This window comes from Peptostreptococcus canis, assembly GCF_014229965.1.
Lineage (GTDB): Bacteria > Bacillota > Clostridia > Peptostreptococcales > Peptostreptococcaceae > Peptostreptococcus > Peptostreptococcus canis.
The window spans coordinates 76,046-97,818 of the sequence record NZ_JABGBW010000004.1 but is presented as its reverse complement, the minus strand read 5'-3'; the positions used below and the strand labels follow the sequence as shown (position 1 = coordinate 97,818).

Annotated in this window: 18 protein-coding genes and 1 other annotated feature; of the genes, 16 read left to right on the top strand and 2 right to left on the bottom strand. The window is 30.9% G+C overall.

The window, feature by feature from the left end; translation table 11 throughout:
- The first annotated feature begins 274 nt into the window (after positions 1–274).
- The 9 genes from HLB29_RS06655 to HLB29_RS06615 all read left to right on the top strand — a co-directional run bounded on the left by HLB29_RS06655 (position 275) and on the right by HLB29_RS06615 (position 11,072).
- On the top strand, positions 275–1,711 hold the full coding sequence (locus tag HLB29_RS06655; protein ID WP_185624390.1) for a nicotinate phosphoribosyltransferase: 1,437 nt from the start codon (positions 275–277) through the stop codon (positions 1,709–1,711).
- A 51-nt stretch (positions 1,712–1,762) separates the two neighbouring features.
- Complete coding sequence (locus HLB29_RS06650) at positions 1,763–2,191, top strand: Lrp/AsnC family transcriptional regulator (RefSeq protein WP_185624400.1); 429 nt, start codon at positions 1,763–1,765, stop codon at positions 2,189–2,191.
- Between the two features lie 61 nt (positions 2,192–2,252).
- Positions 2,253–2,470, top strand: a binding site (T-box leader).
- A gap of 64 nt (positions 2,471–2,534) precedes the next feature.
- On the top strand, positions 2,535–4,475 hold the full coding sequence (gene metG, locus HLB29_RS06645) for a methionine--tRNA ligase (protein WP_185624389.1): 1,941 nt from the start codon (positions 2,535–2,537) through the stop codon (positions 4,473–4,475).
- Positions 4,475–5,245 carry a TatD family hydrolase gene (locus tag HLB29_RS06640; protein WP_185624388.1) on the top strand — a complete coding sequence of 257 codons (771 nt, stop codon included), beginning with the start codon at positions 4,475–4,477 and terminating at the stop codon, positions 5,243–5,245. Before metG ends, HLB29_RS06640 begins: the two co-directional genes overlap by 1 nt.
- Positions 5,246–5,266: 21 nt before the next feature.
- The gene (locus HLB29_RS06635; RefSeq protein ID WP_185624387.1) at positions 5,267–5,938 is read left to right on the top strand and encodes an HAD family hydrolase; all 672 of its coding nucleotides are present in this window, start codon (positions 5,267–5,269) and stop codon (positions 5,936–5,938) included.
- Between the two features lie 361 nt (positions 5,939–6,299).
- Positions 6,300–7,211, top strand: coding sequence for a trans-4-hydroxy-L-proline dehydratase activase (locus HLB29_RS06630; RefSeq protein WP_185624386.1), 912 nt, complete (start codon positions 6,300–6,302; stop codon positions 7,209–7,211).
- A gap of 1 nt (position 7,212) precedes the next feature.
- On the top strand, positions 7,213–9,582 hold the full coding sequence (hypD, locus tag HLB29_RS06625) for a trans-4-hydroxy-L-proline dehydratase (protein ID WP_185624385.1): 2,370 nt from the start codon (positions 7,213–7,215) through the stop codon (positions 9,580–9,582).
- Between the two features lie 185 nt (positions 9,583–9,767).
- Positions 9,768–10,574 carry a pyrroline-5-carboxylate reductase gene (proC, locus tag HLB29_RS06620; RefSeq protein ID WP_185624384.1) on the top strand — a complete coding sequence of 269 codons (807 nt, stop codon included), beginning with the start codon at positions 9,768–9,770 and terminating at the stop codon, positions 10,572–10,574.
- 24 nt (positions 10,575–10,598) lie between these two features.
- A complete protein-coding gene (locus tag HLB29_RS06615; RefSeq protein WP_185624383.1) occupies positions 10,599–11,072 on the top strand; it encodes a PTS sugar transporter subunit IIA in 474 nt (157 codons plus the stop codon).
- Between the two features lie 66 nt (positions 11,073–11,138).
- Here HLB29_RS06615 and murC read toward each other — a convergent pair whose 3' ends face one another.
- Positions 11,139–12,491 (bottom strand): UDP-N-acetylmuramate--L-alanine ligase, encoded by a 1,353-nt coding sequence (gene murC, locus HLB29_RS06610; protein ID WP_185624382.1) that lies wholly within the window; start codon positions 12,489–12,491, stop codon positions 11,139–11,141.
- 231 nt (positions 12,492–12,722) lie between these two features.
- Between murC and purR the strand changes: the two genes are divergently transcribed.
- From purR to HLB29_RS06580, 6 genes are all read left to right on the top strand, one after another.
- Positions 12,723–13,553, top strand: coding sequence for a pur operon repressor (gene purR / locus HLB29_RS06605; RefSeq protein WP_185624381.1), 831 nt, complete (start codon positions 12,723–12,725; stop codon positions 13,551–13,553).
- Between the two features lie 7 nt (positions 13,554–13,560).
- Positions 13,561–14,313: a pentapeptide repeat-containing protein gene (locus tag HLB29_RS06600; protein WP_185624380.1), complete on the top strand. Its 753-nt coding sequence runs from the start codon at positions 13,561–13,563 to the stop codon at positions 14,311–14,313.
- A gap of 186 nt (positions 14,314–14,499) precedes the next feature.
- A complete protein-coding gene (locus tag HLB29_RS06595) occupies positions 14,500–15,150 on the top strand; it encodes a C39 family peptidase (protein WP_185624379.1) in 651 nt (216 codons plus the stop codon).
- Positions 15,151–15,200: 50 nt separating this feature from the next.
- Entirely contained in the window at positions 15,201–16,574 is a 1,374-nt protein-coding gene (gene glmU, locus HLB29_RS06590; protein WP_185624378.1) for a bifunctional UDP-N-acetylglucosamine diphosphorylase/glucosamine-1-phosphate N-acetyltransferase GlmU, read from the top strand.
- An 82-nt stretch (positions 16,575–16,656) separates the two neighbouring features.
- The gene (locus HLB29_RS06585; RefSeq protein ID WP_185624377.1) at positions 16,657–17,610 is read left to right on the top strand and encodes a ribose-phosphate diphosphokinase; all 954 of its coding nucleotides are present in this window, start codon (positions 16,657–16,659) and stop codon (positions 17,608–17,610) included.
- Between the two features lie 427 nt (positions 17,611–18,037).
- Positions 18,038–18,589: an Mpv17/PMP22 family protein gene (locus tag HLB29_RS06580; protein WP_185624376.1), complete on the top strand. Its 552-nt coding sequence runs from the start codon at positions 18,038–18,040 to the stop codon at positions 18,587–18,589.
- A gap of 286 nt (positions 18,590–18,875) precedes the next feature.
- Here HLB29_RS06580 and HLB29_RS06575 read toward each other — a convergent pair whose 3' ends face one another.
- Positions 18,876–20,372 (bottom strand): helix-turn-helix domain-containing protein, encoded by a 1,497-nt coding sequence (locus HLB29_RS06575; protein WP_185624375.1) that lies wholly within the window; start codon positions 20,370–20,372, stop codon positions 18,876–18,878.
- Positions 20,373–20,660: 288 nt separating this feature from the next.
- On the opposite strand from HLB29_RS06575, the gene HLB29_RS06570 reads away from it, so the two are divergent.
- On the top strand, positions 20,661–21,767 hold the full coding sequence (locus tag HLB29_RS06570; RefSeq protein WP_185624374.1) for a type IV pilus twitching motility protein PilT: 1,107 nt from the start codon (positions 20,661–20,663) through the stop codon (positions 21,765–21,767).
- Positions 21,768–21,773: the final 6 nt, after the last annotated feature.

The following is a 21,773-nucleotide window of genomic DNA, read 5'->3' as shown; positions in this document are numbered from 1 at the left end:
ATAATAAATAAAAAAATATTTATGCTAAAGGAATTAAACTAAAATCGTTTAATTCCTTTTTTATTTTATATATATTACGAGTTTAATAATAAAAATATGAATACATTTTCATTATAATTATATCAAAGTAATTATGTTTTATAAGAAAAAAGATTAATCAGAAATAAATTAAATAGAATTTTGCGGATATATATGATAGAATATACTTAAGTTACTATACTTAATAATATAAAGTGTTGTGTGTTAGCTTAACCTGTGAAGTAAGGAGAGAGTGATGTTTAAAAACTTAACTATGTTAACGGATCTGTATCAGTTAACAATGATAAATGGATATTTTAAGAAAAATACCCATGAAGATATTGCAGTTTTTGATGTTTTTTTTAGAAAAAATGTATGTGAAGGTGGATATACGATTACTTGTGGTATTGATGAAGTTGTTGATTATATAAAGTCTTTGAAATTTAGCGATTCTGATTTAGAATATTTAAAAAGTCTGGATCTGTTTGAAGATGATTTTCTCAAATTTCTTAAAGATTTTAAATTTACCGGAGATATTTATGCAGTAGAAGATGGAACTATAATGTTTCCAAATGAACCTATATTAGTGGTAAAAGCACCTTTATATCAAGCTCAATTAATAGAAACGGCCATGCTTTCAATAGTTAATTTTATGACTTTGATAGCTACAAAATCATCTAGAGTTTGCAATGCGGCAAAAGGTGATGCCGTGTTGGAATTTGGTTTGAGAAGAGCACAAGGTCCCGAAGCGGGTTTATATGGAGCTAAAGCTGCAGTCATTGGTGGATGTCTTGGTACATCTAATGTACTTGCCGGTAAACTTTTCGATGTTCCTGTAGCTGGAACTCACGCACACAGTTGGGTGCAAAAATTTGATACTGAATTAGAAGCATTTAGAGCATATGCGGATATATATCCTGATAATTGCCTATTGCTTATAGATACATATAATGTTCTTGATAGTGGCATAAAGAACGCAATTACTGTATTTGATGAATTGAAAGCCAAGGGGCATAAACCCGTTGGAGTAAGGCTTGATTCAGGCGATTTGACTTATTTGTCTAGAGAGGTCAGAAAGAAACTTGATGAAGCGGGATATAATGATGCAAAAATTACCGCTTCTAATGATCTGGATGAGTACACTATTACAGCACTAAAACAAGAAGGGGCTTCAATTGATTCTTGGGGAGTGGGTACCAAATTGATTACCTCATATGATTATCCTTCTTTAGGTGGTGTGTACAAATTGGCAGCTGTTTCAGATGTTAATGGAAATCTGGAGCCAAAAATAAAAATTTCTGAGAATCCTGAGAAAATTAATAATCCAGGATTTAAGAAAGTTATTAGGATCTATAATTCATTTGGTAAGGCAGAAGCAGATTTAATAATGCTTAATGATGAATATATAGATACCACAAAACCTCTTGAACTTTTTGATCCGGTGTACACTTGGAAAAGAAAGTTGTTTGAAAACTATTCTGTAAGAGAAATGCTTTCGCCTCTATTTATAAACGGTGAATATGTCAGAACTAAGAAAAAAGTATATGAAATTAGAGATTATGCCAATAGAGAACTTAAGAGTATGTGGGATCAGTATAAGAGGATAAAAAATCCTCATGTATACAAGGTCGATTTATCATACAAGTTATGGAATCTTAAGAACGATATGGTTGCTTCTAAGAAGAAAAATTAATTTTATGTAAAGTAGGTGGGTAAAATGACAAAAAAATCTTATGAGGAAAGAATGGATTCAACAGATGCAAAGATTATTGAAATTTTACAGGATAATGGTAGAATTTCAATGAAAGATTTAGGAATTGCTGTAGGCTTAACATCTCCGGCTGTTTCTGAGAGGGTAAAAAGATTAGAAGAAGCAGGAATAATATCAGGCTATAAAGCTATAATAAATCCTGATTCCATGGGTAGAGTAATAAAGGCATTTATAAACGTATCTCTTCCGGGTACAGCATATGATGCTTTTATTGAACAGGCGAAGAGTGATCATAGAATAGTAGAGTGTCATCACATAACAGGGGATGATAGTTCACTTATCAAAGTTATAGTAGAAAATATGGATGAACTAGAAAATGTGATAGACGGTCTAAAAGATTTTGGAAGAACTAAGACTTCTGTTATTCTTTCTACTCCAATTCAGGCTAAGTCTATTTTATAATAATATTATTGCGATTGACTTTTAAAGAAAAATAATATAAACTGTACTTATCAAAGTTTCATATATAGCTGAGAAGAGAAGAGTAGATATATAATAAGGTTTCAGAGAGTCGGAGTAGGTGTGAACCGATACTGTAAAAATATCGAATATGGCCTTGGAGCTTTTACACCTGAGTTTTAGAATTAGGGTGTTCGTGGACGATGCGTTAAATCTAAGAGATATTGTGACTTTTTAGTTGCAATAAGTAGGGTGGTACCGTGAATAATAATCGCCCCTATGTTTTACATAGGGGTATTTTTTTATGAAAAAATAATTATATTTGTGAAACAGGAGGATAAATTTTATGAATAAAAAACCGACATTTTATGTTACAACGCCTATATATTATCCAAGTGGCAAACTTCATATAGGTCATGCCTATACTACGATTGCTGCAGATGCAATTGCAAGATTTAAAAGATTTTGTGGTTATGATGTAAGATTTTTGACTGGTACAGATGAGCATGGCGAAAAAATACAGAAAAAAGCTCATGAGGCGGGAATGAAAGAAATAGATTTTCTTGATGCCCAAATAGCTGAAATAAAAAAACTATGGGAAAAACTTGAAATATCCAATGATGATTTTATAAGAACGACAGAAGAAAGACATGAAAAAGCCATTCAAAAAATTTTCACTAAACTATATGAAAAAGGGGACATATATAAAGGGTCTTATGAGGGCAATTATTGCGTACCATGTGAAAGTTTCTGGACAGAATCACAAATGATAGATGGATGTAAGTGTCCTGACTGTGGTAGAGAAACTAAAATAGTAAAGGAAGAGTCCTATTTCTTCAAACTGTCAAAATATGAAGATAGAATAAGGGATTTGTTTGAAACAGGAAATTTTATAGCACCTGAAAGTAGAAAAAATGAAATGATTAAAAACTTTTTAGATCCAGGATTGGAGGATTTATCTGTTACGAGAACTTCTTTTGATTGGGGGATAAAAGTACCATTTGACGAAAAACATGTCATATATGTATGGGTAGATGCACTTTGCAATTATATTACTGCTCTTGGATATGAAAGTGATGACGATACTTTATATAAAAAATATTGGCCTGCTAATGTTCAATTGGTTGCAAAGGAAATCGTAAGATTTCATACTATTATATGGCCGGCATTATTAATGGCTTTGGATATACCTGTATCAAAACAGGTTTTTGGTCATGGATGGATATTATTTGCTGATGATAAAATGAGTAAATCAAAAGGAAATATAGTATATCCGGGTCAGATGGTTGACAGATATGGCGTAGATGCTCTTAAGTATTTCTTGCTTAGAGAATTTTCTTTTGGACAAGATGGAAGTTATACACACAGAAACTTTATAAATAGAATTAACTCAGATTTAGCGAATGATTTAGGAAATCTGGTAAGTAGAACTGTATCAATGGTCGAAAAATACAATGACGGGATTTTAGTAAAAAATGATGCGACTACTGAATTTGACGAGAGTTTAATTAGCTTGTATAAAGAAGTGAGAGTTGAGTTTGAAAGACAAATGAATGACTTGATGTATCATGAGGCGTTAGAAAGTATATGGAAATTTGTCAGAAGAACTAATAAATATATAGATGAAACTATGCCTTGGGCTTTGGCAAAAGATGAAGCCAACAAAGACGTGTTAAACAATGTATTGTATAATCTATGTGAATCAATTAGATTAATTGCAACTTTGTTTAATCCTTTACTTCCGGCTACTGCAGTTGAAATATATGAACAATTGGGAATTAAGGGAAGAGAAGAATTATATAACTGGGAGAGCACTGATGAATTTGGATTAATTCCTGATGGTGTAAAAGTACATAAAGGAAAAGTACTATTCCCTAGATTGGATGTGGAAGAAGAGGTAAAAATATTAGAAGAACTATTTGCCGAAAAAATTGTAGATCAGGAAAAAGCTATTGAACATAAAAAAGAGATAACGATAGATGATTTTGATAAAGTAGAATTAAGAGTAGGTAAGGTCGTGAAATGTGAAAAACATCCTAAGGCTGATAAATTATTAGTTTCACAGATTAAAATAGGATCTGAAATTAGACAAATTGTGTCCGGAATAGCTGCTTGGTATAATCCGGAAGATATGATTGGAAAAGATGTAGTAGTAGTTTGTAACTTAAAACCCGTAAAATTAAGAGGTATTGAGTCACAAGGTATGATTTTGGCTGCTGGAGATAACGGGGATGATCTTATTATACCTTTGGCTACTGGTGCTACAGACGGTGTAGAGGTGAGATAATGTTGTTCGATTCACATGCTCATCTAAATGATGAAAAATTTGACGAAGATAGAGAAGAATTGATACTTTCTTTAAAAGAAAAGGGAGTTGATTTGGTTGTAAATCCCGGAGCAGATATGGAAAGTTCAAAAACGGGAATGGAATTGGCTGATAAATATGATTTTATATATTCTGCAGTGGGAGTACATCCTCATGACGTTGAGGGGATGACTGAAAAAGATATAAATACTCTTAAAAAATGGGCAAGAGAAAATGAAAAAGTTGTAGCAATAGGAGAAATAGGGCTTGACTATTATTATGATTTGTCTCCAAGGGAAGATCAAAAAAAATGGTTTATTAGACAGATAGAACTGGCAAATGAATTAGGACTTCCTTTCATCGTTCATGATAGGGATGCTCATCAGGATACTTTTGATATAATAAAGAAATATAAGGCACCGGAAACAGGGTGTGTTCTTCACTGTTTTAGCGGTTCATTGGAATTGGCAAGAGAATATATTAAAATGGGATGCTATATATCAATCCCGGGAACTGTAACATTTAAGAATAATAGAAAAACAGTTCAGGTAGCTAGAGAAATTCCACTAGAATGGCTATTCATAGAAACAGACTCTCCATATATGGCACCTACACCATATAGAGGCAAGAGAAATGACCCTTCTCTTGTAAAGTTTGTAGCTGAGAAGATTGCTTTTGAAAAAGGAATTTCGTATGAGGAAGTATGTCAGGCAACAAAGGAAAATGCAAAAAAATTCTTTGGAATAAAGTAAATTTTAAGTAGAGGTGAGAAAGTGAAAAAAATAAAAGCGGTAATATTTGATGTTGATGGAGTCATCTTTGATACAGAAAGAATGTCATCTAGATTTTGGATTGCTACTATGAAAAAGTATGGTCATAAAATGACTGATGAGACATATAAGAAAGTCATGGGAAGAAACTTTGATGGAGTAATAGATGGGCTCGAAAAAATATATAATGATCCAGATATAGATTTTAGAAGTATAGCTGTTGAAAAGAGGGAGGCTATGATTAATGAACTAGATAGCAATAGAATTCCCGTGTTACCCGGAGTTTTTGAAATTTTGGAATATTTAAAAGAAAAAGGATATAAGATAGGTATTGCAACATCTACCGGAAGGAATCTAGCTGAAAAAAGATTAAAAAAAGAAAATATATACGCATATATAGATGAATTTATGTTTGGTGATGAAGTTGAAAATTCGAAACCAAATCCAGAAATATTTTTGAAAGTAGCATCTAAATTAAATTTGAGACCAGAAGAATGTTTGGTTCTGGAAGATTCTCCATCAGGAATAAAAGCTGCTTTTTCAGGAGGATTCAAATGTATTAATGTAGTAGACTTTAAAGAACCAACTAAAGAAATGATAAATCAGTCAGATGGGATATGCAATAATTTATTTGAAGTGATAGACTGGCTTGAGAAAAACAATAATATCTTATAATATTATAATACTGTTTGATTATATAAAAAATTGGAGCAAGCAAATAAATAGCTTGCTCCAATTTTTATTAATTTATAATTTTATTTTAAATTAATTTTAAGTTGATAAATATATATTTTTTTTCATATTTTTTAATAATTATAAATCTTTTCTATATATTTTTTAAAAATATATAGACAAAAGCACATATAAATGTTAAGATTATGGCAACTAGATTTTACTTTAAATTTTGTTGATATTTTTACTGATTTTATTAAAAATTATTTGTTTTAAAGTAGAAAATTTAAAATAAGTGTTGAATTTTATACTTTAAAACAAATTAATTTAAAAAAGAAATAATAATATGAGGAGATGATATTGCTTGCAAAAGCCATTAATTTTAAATATTCAAAAATGTAGTATACACGATGGTCCAGGTATAAGGACAACTATCTTTTTTAAAGGATGTCCATTAACCTGTAAGTGGTGTCATAATCCGGAAAGTCAAAGCTATAAGATTGACTTTTTATATGATGCCGAAAAGTGTCTAAAATGTGAAACTTGTGTAAAAGTTTGTAAAGGCAATGCGGTTTATGTGGAAGGGACAGAGATTAAAAGGAATCCGGATAATTGCGAGCTCTGCGGAGAATGTATTGATTGGTGTCTATCAAATTCAAGAGAGTTAGTGGGAGATACATACGAATTAAAAGAACTTATCAAGATTATTGAAAAAGACAATATGTTTTATGAAGAATCAGGTGGAGGAGTCACACTGTCGGGTGGAGAAATAATGTGTCAAAATATGGGCTATATAGAGAAATTACTTGATGCATGTAATAGTAAAGGTATACATGTAGCTATTGACACATGTGGATATGCTCCTAAAGAAAATTATGAAAGAATATATAAAAAAGTAGGTATTTTTTTGTATGATATAAAGCTGGTAGATGAAGAGAAGCATATAGCATTTACAGGCAAATCAAATGATAAAATCTTCGAAAATCTTAGGTATCTCAGTTCAGTGGACGCTAAAATAAATATTAGAATACCTCTTATTGAAGGGGTAAACGTTTCTGAAGATAATTCGGAAATATTAAAAATGATAGATATTTTAAAAGATTTGAAGATAGAAAATGTAAATTTACTCCCATATCATAATATTATGGTTAATAAATATGAGAAACTTGGTGTAAAATACGAGGGAGATGAATTTAAGAAACCAAGTGATGAGAAGCTTGAGGAAATAAAAGAAATATTTGAAAAAAATAATTTTAAGGTGAAAATAGGAGGATAATATGGAAAGAGGAACATTTGAGAGAACGAGAAAATTAAGACAGCAAAGTATTGAGGCTCAGCCATATATTAGTATAGAACGTGCTGTATTAATGACAGAAGCTTATCAAAAATATGAAGGAAGTGTTGAAACACCAATACTGAGAGCAAAGGCATTTAAGTATTATATGGAAAACAGATCTCTTTGTATAAACGATAATGAACTAATTGTCGGTGAGAAAGGTGATGGTCCACAGGGAGCGCCGACATATCCGGATCAGTGTTGTCATTCACTTGAAGATATGAGGGTGATGAATGACAGAGATTTGGTTAATTTCAAGGTTTCTGAAGAAGATATGAAGATTCAGGAAGAAAAAATTATTCCTTTCTGGCAGGGAAGACAGATAAGAAATAGAATAATTAGCAATATGGATCAGGAATGGATAGACTGTTACGAAGCTGGTATGTTTACAGAATTTATGGAACAGAGAGCACCAGGGCATACAGTTGCTGGAAATAATTTTTATAAAAACGGATTCTTGGATTTTAAGAAAAAAATAGAAGAAAGAATGAAAAGAATAGATTTTACAAATGATGTGGATGCGTATAATAAAAAAGTCGATCTGGAAGCAATGTCTATAGCTTGTGATGCAATAATGATTTACGGGAAAAGATATGCTGAAAAAGCTAGGGAGATGGCGGCTCAGACAGATGATCCACAGAGAAAAGCAGATTTATTATTAATAGCTGAAAACTGTGATGTTGTTCCTGCTCATAAACCTAAAACATTCCATCAGGCACTTCAGATGTATTGGTTTGTTCATGTAGGTGTTACTACTGAATTAAATATTTGGGATGCTTATAGTCCGGGTAGATTAGATCAGCATTTAAATCCTTTCTATGAAAATGATATTGAAGAAGGTAGATTGACAAGAGAACAAGCTCAGGAATTAATGGAATGTTTTTGGGTTAAATTTAATAACCAGCCTGCTCCTCCAAAAGTAGGTATCACATTAAAGGAAAGTGCTACTTATACTGATTTTGCCAATATTAATACTGGTGGTATAACTCCGGACGGACAAAATGGAGTTAATGAAGTAAGTTATATAATATTGGACACTATGGATGAAATGAAATTACTTCAGCCAAGTTCAAATGTTCAGATAAGTAGAAAAACTCCGCAAAAATTCTTAAAGAGAGCTTGTGAAATATCAAGAAAAGGATGGGGACAGCCGGCATTTTATAATACTGATGCAATAGTTCAGGAATTACTTGAAGCCGGTAAAACTCTTGAAGATGCAAGATATGGGGGTAGTAGTGGATGTGTTGAAACTGGATGCTTTGGTAAAGAGGCATATGTTTTAACTGGGTATATGAATATACCAAAAATTCTAGAAATAACTTTATATAATGGTATAGATCCTCAAACAGGTAAAAAATTAGGTCTTGAAACAGGAGATCCTAGAGATTTCAAATCATATGAAGAGTTATTTGAAGCTTTTTCTAAACAGCTTAATCATTTTATAGATGTTAAGATGAGAGGAAATTTAATAATTGAAAATATTTATGCTAAGCATGCTCCGGCACCATTTATTTCCACAATAGTAGATGATTGCATTGAGAAAGCAATGGATTATCAAAGAGGTGGAGCAAGGTACAACACTAGGTATATTCAAGGAGTTGGAACTGGTACAATTACAGACAGTTTGGCAGCTATCAAGTATAATGTTTTTGATAAGAAGAAATTTGATATGGGTACTTTAATGGATGCCATAGATGCTAATTTTGAAGGATATGAGCACATATTAAATCTAGTGAAGAATAAAACACCGAAGTATGGTAATGATGACGATTATGCGGATGAAATCATGCAAAGTGTATTTAAGTTATATTATGATGCAATAACTGACAGACCAACTGCAACTGGTGGCAAGTATAGAATAAATATGTTACCTACAACTTGTCATGTGTACTTTGGTGAAGTAATGAATGCATCTCCAAATGGCAGACTTGCACATGTACCGGTATCTGAAGGAATTTCTCCGGAAAAAGGTGGGGATACCAATGGGCCAACTGCAGTTATCAAATCTTGTGCTAAAATGGATCACTTAAAAACAGGAGGAACTTTATTAAACCAGAGATTTGCTCCATCAGTAGTCGTAGGAGAAGAAGGCCTTGATAATATGGCGAGTTTGGTAAGATCCTATTTCAATATGGATGGACATCATATTCAATTCAATGTGTTTGACAGAAATGTTCTTCTTGCTGCTCAGAAAAATCCGGATGACTATAAGGATTTGATTGTAAGAGTAGCCGGATATAGTGATCATTTCAACAATTTGAGTAGGGCTCTTCAAGATGAAATAATTAATAGAACTGAACAGACATTCTAAAAGAGTTACAGTTTTAGTATAATGGGAGTAAAGAATAAATAATTTAATATATAAGGGATATCTGTATTATGGTATCCCTTTTTGTTAATTAATGTGATAAAATATATCTGTGATGAAAAAGTTTGTTATATTGAAAGTATTATTAATTTTAAATTATATAAAATAATTTTTTAGGGGGTACAATTATGAGAAAAATAAGTTTTATAGGTGCCGGAAATATGGGAAAAGCTATGCTTGGAGGAGTAATTAAATCGGGTATAGTAAAGCCGGAAAATATTATGGTATCAGATCCTTATGTTCCCGGACTTGATTTAGTTAAGAAAGAATTTGATGTAAACACTACAACGGATTCAAAAGAAGCAGTAGAGTTTGGGGATGTTGTTATATTTGCTGTGAAACCAAATATAATAAAAAAAGTAATGAATGATGTAAAAAATACAATAGGAAATGATAAGATTATTATATCAATAGCTGCTGCAGTATCTATTGAAGATTTGGAAGCAGTTATTGGAGAAGATAAAAAAATAATTAGAGTTATGCCTAATACACCTGCCCTTGTAGGTGAAGGAATGGCTGCAATTTGTAAAAATTCAAATATATCTGATAAGGATTTGGAATTAGCTTGTGATATATTCAATTCTTTTGGAAAATCCGAAATAGTAAGTGAATCTTTGATGGATGCTGTGACAGGTGTGAGTGGTTCTTCTCCGGCATATGTTTTCATGTTTATAGAGGCGATGGCTGATGCAGCCGTTCTAACTGGAATGCCTAGGTCACAAGCATATAAATTCGCTGCACAATCTGTATATGGTGCCGCAAAGATGGTATTAGAGACAGGAAAACATCCGGGAGAATTAAAAGATATGGTATGTTCACCAGGAGGAACTACTATTAAAGCTGTAGAAGTATTAGAGGAAAATGGAATGAGAAATGCCGTTATAAAAGGGCAGGTTGCATGTGTTGAAAAATCAATAGATATGGCTAAAAAATAATTAATTTAAAAACGGAGGATGGTTATGTTAGGTTTATTCAAGAAAAAAGGTATTGAGCTTGTGGCGCCAGCAACGGGAAAGGTGATTGATATTAAAGAGGTAAATGATGGTGTTTTTAGTGAGAAAATGCTTGGTGATGGAATTGCAATAATTCCTGAAAGTGGCGAAATAGTAAGTCCCTTTGATGGCAAAGTTGTTAGTATTTTTGATACCCTTCATGCCATTACTCTACAAAAAGATGGAATAAATGTTTTAATTCATATAGGACTTGATACAGTTGCATTAAAAGGGGAGGGCTTTAGGGCTTTTGTGAAAGAAGGGCAAGATGTATCAAAAGGAGATAAATTGATTGAAGCGGATCTTGATTTTTTAGCAGAAAAAGGTTGTAGAACCGAAATTCCTGTTGTGATAGTGGAAAGCGAATATAATTCTTTGGAATCAAAAAAGAAAGGCGAATCTGTGGAAAAAGGAAAAGATGTTGTCCTTTTAGTTAAATAACTCGTAAAATATAGGAAATCACCATTTAAAGATGAAGTAAAATTTTAAATGGTGATTTTTAACTATTTATTTTTTAAGAAGTGATTCTCCAATTTTATTTACGGGTCCAGCTCCGCAAGTAATTATCAAGTCATCTTTTTCAAGTTTTTGTGATAAAAACTCTTCAATTTCATCAAAAGTAGAAATATAACTTACATCCACATTATTCTGGTATAATTTATTTACCAAATCTTTGGAACTGATATCTCCAGGATCTTTTTCTCTTGCTGCATAAATATCCGTGATTATTACTTTATCAGCAGAATAAAATGCCTCTGCAAATTCATTTAACAAAGCCTTAGTTCTGGAATATGTATGAGGTTGAAATACCACCCAAAGAGTTTTTTTCTTAAGATTTTTTGCTGCAGAAAGAGTGGCTTTTACCTCAGTAGGATGGTGGGCATAATCATCTATGATTAATGCACCGTTATAATATCCTTTTTTTTCAAATCTTCTGCCAACTCCTGTATATTCTTTTATTGCTTTTTTTATTACATCTGTTTCTATTCCGGACACTATGGATGCTATTATTGCAGATGTGGCATTATATACATTATAAATACCATATACAGATAAGTCAAAAGTACCTAAATTTACACCTTTGTACTTTAAATTAAAGGAAGCATATCCGTCTCTATCAAAATTTATATTTGAAATAATAACATCATTATGTTCTTCTTGACCAAATTTTATAATATTTGCCGATACATCGTATATAATATCTTTAGTGTTTTCATTATCTCCGTTTATTATAAAAAATCCATCTTCTGGCAGTAGTTTACCAAATTTATTAAAAGAGGCTTTTATTTCTTCAATTCCCGAGAAATAATCTAAATGATCTTCTTCAATATTTAAAACAATCGATATAAAGGGATTAAAATTGAGAAAACTGTCAACATATTCACAGGCTTCAGTAATAAAATTATCTGAATTTCCTATTCTTACATTACCTCCTATAGTTGCCAAATTTCCCCCTACAAGAATAGTAGGGTCTTTTTCGGCATAGTTGAAAATTGTGGAAAGCATACTGGTTGTTGTCGTTTTTCCATGCGTTCCTGAGACAGCTATTGAATTTTTATATTCTCTCATAATTTGACCTAAGAAAGCAGCCCTATTTATAGTAAGTATGTTTTTTCTTTTGGCTTCTTGAAACTCTTCATTATCACTAGAAATAGCTGCAGTATAAACTACCATATTTATGTCATCTGTTATGTTTTCTTTTTTTTGCCCTATATTAATTACAGCTCCAAGCTCTCTAAGGTGATCTATTAAGTACGATTCCTGCATATCTGATCCTGAAACTTTATATCCCTTATTGATACAGATTTCAGCAAGTGCACTCATATTAATGCCACCAATTCCTATAAAATGTATATTCATTATTTTACACCTCTCTTTTTTGTAAAAAACTATACAATATGAACGTTTTATATGGTATAATTAAGAAACGTTCAGAAAATAAATTATGTATAATTTAATTTTATAAATCTTATTATATCATATTTCGATACTAATGATATTATAAATATGGTATGGCAAGAAATTTTTTCATGCAATTTTAGTAGTGATAAATGTTACTACTATGAGTTGAAAAACAGGCTAGGAGGAATTATGATCAATAAATTTAAAAGGAATGAAAGAATAGGAGCGATAGTAAAAATACTTTCAGATAATCCAAATAAAGTTTTTACATTGAGTTATTTTACAAATCAGTTTAATGCGGCTAAATCTACAATTAGTGAAGACTTAATCGTGGTTAAAAATGTATTTGAAAAATTACAACTTGGTAAAGTAGTGACTATATCCGGTGCAGCCGGTGGAGTAAAATATATCCCCAAAACATCAAAAGAAGAAAATGAAGAGTTTTTAAATCAATTATGTGAAAGAATAAAAGAGGAAGGCAGAATTCTCTCGGGAGGATTTCTTTATTTAATAGATCTGATTTATGATCCTAATGTGGTATATAAAATTGGTGAAATTTTTGCATCTAATATAGATTACAGTAATGTAGACTGTGTTGTTACCATGGAAACAAAAGGTATACCAATGGCACTGATGACAGCAAAGGCTATGAATCTTCCTTTGGTTATAATAAGAAAAAATACTAAGGTGTCTGAGGGGCCTACGATAAGTATGACTTATGTTACAGGATCATCTTCTAAGATAGAAACGATGAGTTTACCTAGCAAGGCGCTAAATCCGGGAAGTAAGGTTATAATAATTGATGATTTTATGCGTGGTGGCGGTACTATAAAAGGTATGACAGAGTTGATGAAAGAATTTAATGTAGAGGTAGTAGGGACAGGTGTATTTATCTCAACAATGACACCTGAAAATAAACTTGTATCAAATTATATTTCTCTTCTCGAATTAGATACTCAAGGGGATAAAATTGTAGTTCATCCAAATTTAAAGACCTTTAATCACGAATACAGGGAGTAAAAAAGATATGAACCGAGATGAATTAATTAATAAAATAAATTTGCTCAGGCAGGATAAAATAGATAGTTGGAGTGCGAAAGACACGGGCATCAGGTTTAAAAATTCAACAAGTAGGAATATTGTCTTAGAAAAAATATCTATTAGTAATGTTGATTTAAGTGGTTTAGACTTAAGTTTTATTGATTTTTCTTGGAGTGAATTTATAAATGTAGATTTTAGTAAATGTAACTTCAAAAATTCAAAATTAGATCATTCAAAATGTTCAATGTGTACATTTAGAGGGGCTGTATTAGTAGATGCAAGTCTATTTAGTGTAGATTTTAGAGGGTGCGATCTATCTGATACAGAATGTGATGGGGCAGATTTTACAGCATCTCTTTTGAGAGATGCAAATTTGGAAAATTTACATCATACGGATAGAACAATACATTTTAAAATGTCTTGTCCTGAAGAGGGTTATTTCTTTGGGTATAAAAAATGCTTTAATGATCGTATGGTAAAATTGCTGATACCAAAAGATGCCAGGAGAAGTTCGGGCACTACTAATGCCTGCAGATGTGACAAAGCAAAGACCGTAGCCATAACAAATTTGGATGGTACGGGGTCATATACAGAAGCAAATTCATTTGTTGATGGAGAGTTTGTATATAAATTAGGAGAAATGTCATATGCAGATTCATTTAATCCTGATAGGTGGTTAGAGTCTTCAAATGGGATACATTTTTGGATGAGCTTTGAAGAAGCTTTAGCATATATGTAGGCGATGTCTGCTTACGTGTATGCTTTTTAGCGAGCAACAAACGGACATAATATTATAATGATTAAAAAAAGAAAAATTATTAAGGTACAGTTTAAGTAGTTGTTATATTATTATATTATATAAATAAAATTGATATGTAGTATAACATATGCAAATGAATGGAGGTAGGCAATTTGCCTAAGAGGGATGGAAAAATTATTTAGGTTGATTAAAGTAACAATTGTACTATTTATATCTATTATGGTTTTTTACTTAGTTCCAAATAGACAGTTGAATGTCGAACCGATATCTCAATACCCGAATATGCCAAATGGATGTGAAATTACTTCATTAGCCATGGTTATGAATCACGAAGGATACAAAGTTTCAAAGGAATTTTTATGTGACAATTTTTTGGAAAAGAGTGGATATTATAATGCCAATCCAAATAAAGCATATATTGGAAATCCATACAAAAGTGGATATTATTGTAATGCAGCTCCAATTGCCAATGCAGCAAATAAATATTTTAACAGATATGGAATAAACAGAGAAGCTAAAGATGAAACCGGAATGAGTGTTCTAGGGATTTTGAATAGGATTATATTTGACAAAAAACCTGTTATAGTGTGGTACACTGTGGACGATAGAGAACCGGAGATAGGTATAGGTAGATATATAGATGAGTATGGAAATAAAAAAGAACTTTTATCAAATTCTCACTGTATTGTAGTAGATGGAGTGGGGTTTGGAAAAATAAGCGCAGTTGACCCTATTCAGGGAAAAAGAAGAATAAATTTTTTGGAATTTACAAAATTATATGTACAGACAAGAAGTAAAGCAGTTGTAATATATTAACAACATGATCTTGGTTTTATTAAATAAATTATTTATGTTGGAGGTAAGATATGAAAAAAGCGGTTATATTAGCAGCCGGAAAAGGAACCAGAATGAAATCATCTCATCCTAAAGTGGTTCATAAGGTATGTGGTAAAGAAATGGTAAATCATGTGATAGATGCATCTGATAAAGCAGGTGTGGATGAAACAATAGTAGTGTTAGGGCATGGTATTGAAGAGGTTAAATCAATACTTGGAAAAGATGTAAAAACAGTTGTTCAAAAAGAACAATTGGGGACTGGACATGCCGTTATGATGGCGGACGAATATATCGGGGATGAAGATACGGTAGTTGTTTTATGTGGAGATACTCCTTTAATAGTTTCGGAAACTCTTGTAAAATTCTTTGATTATCATGATTGCGGTGGATATGCTGTTACGGTTCTTACTACCAAGGTTGATAATCCAACTGGATATGGAAGAGTAATAAGGGACCAAACGGGAAATTTATTAAAAATTGTCGAGCAAAAAGATGCCAATGAAGAAGAAAAGGCCGTGAATGAAATAAATTCCGGAATATATTGCTTTAATGGAAAATATCTAAAAGAATCATTAAAGAAAATAGACAATAAAAATGCCCAAGGGGAATATTATTTACCGGATTCTATAGAAATAATTAGAATGTCCGGTGGAAAAGCAGGAGCTTTTTTAGGTGCAAGTATAGAAGAATTAATGGGAGTTAATTCTAGAATTCAACTTTCTGATGCAGAGAAAATTATGAGAAGAAGAATCAATGAGCTGCATATGGTAAATGGTGTAACGATAATAGATACGGATTCTACATATATCGATTCCGATATAGAAATTGGTAGTGACACGATTATATTTCCAGGGTGTATGATCTCTAAAGGAAGTAAGATAGGCAGCGGATGTAAGATAGGTCCATATGCGAGTATTGAAAACTCTGTAATTGGGAATGATACTAGTGTTAAAAAATCTGAAATAATAGATGCAGTTGTGGGAGACGAAACTACGGTCGGACCATTTGCTTATTTAAGACCTAATGCTAATATAGGCAATAACTGTAAAATAGGTGATTTTGTAGAGGTTAAGAATGCAATATTTGGAGATGGTTCTAAAGCTTCTCATCTATCTTATATTGGAGATGCAGAAGTTGGTAAAAATGTAAACATAGGTTGTGGAGTTGTATTTGTAAACTATGACGGAAAGAATAAATTTAAATCTATCGTTAAAGATAATGCATTCCTAGGTTCAAATTCCAATTTAGTCGCTCCTTTGATCATAGAAGAGGACACATTTATAGCTACAGGTTCTACTATTACTGAAGATGTACCGAATGGATGTCTTGCTATTGCCAGAGAAAGACAAGTGTTAAAAGCGGGCTGGGTGGAAAAGAAGAGAAAAAGAGATGAAGAAAAATAAAATATATGGTATAATATAGCTTGCGATATTAAGTTTTTTTATAAATAAATTATTATTATACTTTTATAGGAGGTTTACGTTTATGACTTGTTACAATAGCCATAAAATGAAGTTAATTGCAGGAAATGCTTCTAAAGAATTGGCTAGTAAAATAGCAAAATGTTTAGGAACAGAATTAGTGGATTGCAAGGTAGATACTTTTAGTGATGGAGAAATTGCCGTTACTATCAACGAAACAATCAGAGGATGTGATGTGTTTGTTATTCAATCTACTAGCAGTCCTGTAAACAATAATTTGATGGAATTACTAATTTTAATTGATGCTTTAAAGAGAGCTTCAGTAGGTTCTGTTGCAGCTGTAATACCTTATTATGGATATGCAAGACAGGATAGAAAAGCAAAAGCCAGAGATCCTATTACAGCTAAGTTAGTTGCTAATTTAATTACAGCTGCTGGTGCTGATAGAGTTCTTACTATGGATTTGCATGCCGGACAGATTCAAGGATATTTTGATATACCTGTAGATCATCTGTTAGGAGGGAAAATTTTAGCAGATTATTTCAAAGATTTAAATATAAAGGATTTGGTAGTTGTTTCTCCAGACCTTGGAAGTGTTACCAGATCTAGAAAATTTGCGAACAACATAAGCAAAGAAGTTCCTATTGCTATTATAGACAAGAGAAGACCAAAACCAAATGTAAGTGAGGTAATGAATATTATCGGTGAAGTAGAAGGTAAAAATGTAATACTTCTTGATGATATGATAGATACTGCCGGCACAATTGTAAATGCAGCATCTGCTCTTAAAAAGTTTGGAGCAAAGGATGTTTATGCTTGTTGTACACATGGTGTGTTATCAGGCCCGGCCATTGAAAGAATTGAAGAATCTGATATAAAGGAACTTATTGTACTTGATACTATTGAGCTTCCTGCAGAAAAGAGAATTGAGAAAATAAAAATTATGTCTGTTGCAGATGTATTTGCAGATGCAATAAACAGAATTTACACTTGTGATTCAGTAAGTAAACTGTTCTAGAATACAGTTTATTTTTGAAATAAAAAATTCATATCAACAGAAAAAACCGATATTTTTGAAATATCGGTTTTTCCATGTTAAGTTATAGTACGTTGTATAAATACGAAGCTTCCAATTTTTATATATATTTATTTATACACAAAATCTATTCTAATAAAAAAGTGAAAAGATTCGGAACAAATAAACCGGTAAAAAAATAATAAACAAATTTAGTTCTAATCATATTATATAATATATCGCTATTTTTTTCAATAATTAAAATAGCATAAAAAAATTTGATATAAAATATTCTAATTACTAAATGAAGTATAGATCGAAGTATAGATATTTTGTTATTTTTTTATAAAATTGAATTGTATTTATGAAGAAATAACCCTATAATATAGATAATGAGCAATTTTCAAATTTATATTTTCAGGAGGAAAAAATGTCGTTTTTAACAAATCATTATGTGTTATCCTTCATCAAGTTTGCTATACTTGCCACACTTGGTGAAATAATAGCATCCAGTATTAGAGCTAAAAAGCTGACTATACCACATTCTATAGGATATAGGATGTTAATATGGGGACTATTGGGGGTATGGATTGCGTTTATGATGGGATTATTTGCAAAAGGAGTAGGAGTCAAACTAGCTGATTCAAATTCAGCTATATTGCATACTAAGTTTGCGTTTGCATTTATAACATCTTTGGTAATGAATACTTCTTTTGGACCGGTGTTTATGGTGTTACATAAGCATACAGATACTTATCTGGATTTGAGATACGAAAATACTGGTGAAAAGATAACTCTTCAAAAAATATGTAGCAAGATAGATTACTATGCGTATGCCAAGAATGTTTTAATAGGTACAATACCAACTTTCTGGTTGCCGGCTCATACTATTACTTTCTTATTGCCGGAAGGTTTTAGAGTATTTTTCGCAGCGTTATTGTCTATTTGTCTAGGTATAATATTATCATTGAAGTCTAAGTAATAAAAAATATATTTTAAAATGGGCTAACTAAAAGGTTAGTTTCCCACAATAAAAAATCTTGATAGTCGAGGGTTCTTTGTCAACTAGTATTGATGAATAAAATCTGAAATCTGTACGACAGCATCTTGGGTACATATAATATCCTCGATGTTGTCTTTTTTCGGTTCTATGTCAAATAACGTTGATGATAATTTAAATCAATAAAATTATGAGTCAGCTCCATCAACGCTAAATATTATACAACCTTAAAAGGGACTACCCTACGAGGCAGCCCCTTCTATAAAATTTAACAATATTCAGTTATTAACGAATCAATAAATTCTATTGACTTTTTAGTGTCCATAGTTATCATAGTAGGAACATAATTATCTGCAAACTCAGCGAAAATATCACTCAATTCTTTATGTTCAATAAAACAATGAGGATAGTTATTTGCATGAGAATTTGGATTACAATACTCTATAAATAATCCATAGTTTTTAAATACAGTCAATATAAATTCATTGTTATTATATTCATTTTCTACAATGTAAAATCTATATGGATCTTTTTTGTCTACATGTCTGGATTTTATAAATTCTAATATAATTTTTACTTCCTCTTTAGTAAATGAAGGAAGTCCTATTAAATGATCCGACAGTCTGCCGGATTTTGCAAATTCTTCCAATCCTTTTTTAGTAAAAATATCAACTTGAATATTTTTAAATGAGGATTTGATTCTATTTTCCAAATATGATATTAATTCAGGCATGAAGTCCAATGTACCGTTGTCATTAAAATTATTAGTCGATAAATTATTTAAAAAAACTTTTAACTCATCTTTTGAGGTTTTTTCAATTATATCTTTATATACTTCAATTGGTATTCTATTGTAGCAAGGATCAGGTTTAAAAAGAAAAACTTCATATTCATTTTCCAATTTGGCCAGTTCATATCCCAAGAATTCATATTCTTTTCTGTTATTTACTGCAAGCTTGTATTCTTGAATAAGAGAATTGTAGTTTCTATCAAAAAATTCGTATAGATAATTTTCATTTCTTGATACATAGCAGGCAGGAAGTCCGTCTTCAGGAAAGGATATATAGTTATGTGTACTTATGATTTCTCCATTGTCATCCTCGTACTTATAACTAATTATTAATAAGTTATTGAATATGCCTATATTCCCGGTACTTGAGGAGTCATTATAATACAGAGAATAATTATCCAATTGTAATAAAGGCAACACTTCGCTTAAAATATTTATGCTATCTTTCGGTGAATCCGAAGCCAAACTTACAAGATGTTGAATGCAATAATTATCAGTTTTTTTACCAAGTTTTGGTATAAAGTTTATTAATGAAGATGTAATGAAATCAGTATTGCAATTAATTATTCTAAAATCTATTTTGAAATTATTTTTTGTGCAGATTTTTAAAATCGTATGTAAGATGTCATTAAAATATCTCACATATTTCTCTTTGTCATAATATATTAATTCCAAATCTTCTGTATGGACATCTATAGATGTATCATATAAAAGTTTTAATACTGCATTTCTTGCTGAAGTAAGACCTTCATCAGATGTGGAAACATTACTATAATATATCAATTCTCTCTTTTCTATTTGACTTAAATTTAATACTTCTGCTATTTTTTCTATTAAATCATCAGAGGGTTTTTGAAGACCTTTCATAACCCTATAAATAGTGGATTTACTCATCTTCGTTTTTTTTATGAATGTATCAATCTTCATATTTTTACTTTTAAGCTTTTTTTTCAAATAAGAGTCCAAATTTTCCATTATTTCACTCTCCTTTATTATATTATATTTTACTAGTAGACAATCATATTTTTTAGATAAATTTTGAGATTATTATCAAAATATGAGAATAAAATCTATATAAATTTTTAACTTTATTATATATTAATGGGTTATCGATGTCAATTTTTAGAAAATTTAATAAAATTTATTAATAACTATAAAAATAGAAAAAAACTTTATTATAATAAAAAAATATGAAATGATTATACATTTTAGCTAATTTTACCTATATACTATCAAAGGATGAATGAAATGGAGGGAGTTGTTTTGAATAAAATAGAAGTCTTTTTAAATAATATTAATAATAATATATCAGATATACATATTAGAGAGGAAGAGAATATTATTGTCAGAATTAATGGAAGAATAGAATATAGTGATACATACACTACGAGAAAAGAAATAATTGATTTTTTGAAATTACACAGGATTTTAAATAATAGTAAAGAAGAATATAAATACTATGGCTTTGAGCAGTTTTTTTCTGAAAATGATATAGCTATTGATAATCAAAAAAATAGATTTCGAGGTAACATTTTTCTTTATTCATGTGGTAAATTAGGGATAGTCTTTAGAAAAATAGATAAATATATAAAAAGTATTGAAGAATTAGGAATTCCCGATATTTTGAAGAAAATATGTAATTTAAATAGCGGGTTATTTATAATTACAGGACCAACCGGTTCCGGTAAGACGAGCACTCAAGCAGCTATAATAAAATACATAAATGAAAATTATCAAAAACATATTATTACGATAGAGGATCCTATAGAATATGTATTTAGAAATGAGAAATCTATAATAACACAAAGAGAGATAGGTAAAGATTCAGAAAGCTTCGGATGTGCTCTAAAATATTCACTTAGACAAGATCCTGATGTTATAGTCATAGGAGAAATCAGGGATAATGAAACCCTAAAGGCGGCCATGAATGCTGCCGAAACGGGACATCTTTGTATTTGTACTATGCATACTTTGGGTGTAGCGGCAACTATAGACAGGATAATTGATATTTTTGAATCAGACGAAAAAGAAAAATACAGGTTTCAACTTTCGATGGTATTAGAATGTATATATTCTCAACAACTAATATCTGTAAAGCAAGATTTATCATCCATAAAAAGAGTGGTTGTGAGTGAAGTTTTAATTGCAGATAAATCATCTAGAAATATGATTAGAGAAGGCAAGAATAATCAAATTGCAAATTATTTAATTACAAATAAAGAAAAGGGAATGATATCCATGGACGATGAATTAGTAAAATTATACAATAGGAATATTATAGAGTATGAACAGCTGATTTTTCACTGTATAGATAGAGAATACATAGATAAAAAAGTCAGTAAGAATAAAAAGGTATGCTTTTTCGATTAGAACCAA